Source organism: bacterium, assembly GCA_009926305.1.
In the GTDB taxonomy this organism is placed as follows: Bacteria; Bdellovibrionota_C; UBA2361; order UBA2361; family RFPC01; genus RFPC01.
On the sequence record RFPC01000248.1, the window covers coordinates 1 to 1170 of the forward strand.

General features: G+C 49.4%; 3 protein-coding genes and 1 tRNA gene. 3 read left to right on the top strand and 1 reads right to left on the bottom strand.

What is annotated here, in order from left to right; genetic code table 11:
- The coding region (locus EBR25_14240; protein ID NBW42130.1) for a hypothetical protein at positions 1-233 on the top strand (233 nt) is incomplete at its 5' end.
- Positions 226-405, top strand: a complete 180-nt coding sequence (locus EBR25_14245) for a hypothetical protein (GenBank protein NBW42131.1) — start codon at positions 226-228, stop codon at positions 403-405. The genes EBR25_14240 and EBR25_14245, both read left to right, overlap by 8 nt.
- Here the strand turns inward: EBR25_14245 and EBR25_14250 are convergent.
- Entirely contained in the window at positions 389-574 is a 186-nt protein-coding gene (locus EBR25_14250; GenBank protein NBW42132.1) for a hypothetical protein, read from the bottom strand. The two genes, EBR25_14245 and EBR25_14250, sit on opposite strands and share 17 nt — an antisense overlap.
- Positions 575-897: 323 nt before the next feature.
- Here EBR25_14250 and EBR25_14255 point away from each other — a divergent pair.
- Positions 898-971 (top strand) — tRNA-Arg (locus EBR25_14255).
- The last annotated feature ends 199 nt before the right edge of the window (positions 972-1170 follow it).

The window sequence follows — 1170 nt, forward strand, 5'->3', positions numbered from 1 at the left end:
GGAGCAGAACCCCGGCCATGGAATTTGAATTCAACGAGACCACGATCTCTTACGATTACGAGTCACAAGAGGTACACGTTTATACAACGCTCTCAGAGGTGGCTAGAAGCTTCTTAAAGGGGCCTAAACCCCCTCTCAGGTACAAACACCTTCAACCAGGGTACGAGCTCTCCTACAGGCTCTCAGAGTGCTTAGAGCCAATCGACCTGATTATTGCTAAGAAAAATGACTGAAATTTCACCCACAGACGTCCACACTGCGCTATACTCCTTCGTCGGAGTAATGTTCGCCGAAGTGGTAGTAAAGCCCATAGCCGTCCGCACAGGGCGGTATCTACTCCGTAAGCTGGACGGCCAGATCAAGATTATTCCAGACTGGCTGAGTAAGCCTAAAAACTCTCATTGAGTATCCATCCTACTATCCTCTTCTCTAAGAGTCTCCATGGGACAAGCCTCATCTCTCTATACGTCAATGCGCCTATGCGCATATACTCCCAAACTGATATAGAGATGGCTATGTCAAACGCTTCCTTGTAATCGTTCCTCACTGCGACCAGATCGTACTGCTCACACATAGCCTCAAGGTGTTCGCAGTTCTCCTCGTACATGTGGTAATATGGTAGGGTACCCTTGTTGTGTATATCAACTAAGATGGCCAACTACTTGGTGTTTCAGGTTGGGTGTATAGAGTGCGGTGTGAGCTCTTATCCGGTGTCCCTCTGGGATACCTTGGAGGAGGCTAAGCAGGCCCGAGATTCTCATCCCAGTACATGGGAGACGGAGGAAGGAGAGGGATTCGTCACCATCGTGGACTTGCGCACCTGCGAGACGGTGGTATAGTATCTACGTGGCTGGTCCGGGAGTCCCGGTGAAAGCTTTTTCGTTCCCCAGTCTCCATGGGCACGTAGTTCAGAGGATCAGAACAGCGCTCTTCTAAAGCGTAGGTCGATGGTTCGAATCCATCCGTGCCCGTTAATTTTCCACTCCCATGAAAAAGAAAAAGCTTCGAGAGATTATCCAAAGACCATTAAGATTCCACCACCAGGACATCCACGAGGAGCTGGAGGAGATTAAACTACTCTTGTACTCCGTCTTAAAGAGGTTAGATGAGCAGGAACAACAACAGTGACGTGCCAAGCCTCTTCACCGTCCTATGCGGCGGGGATTATAT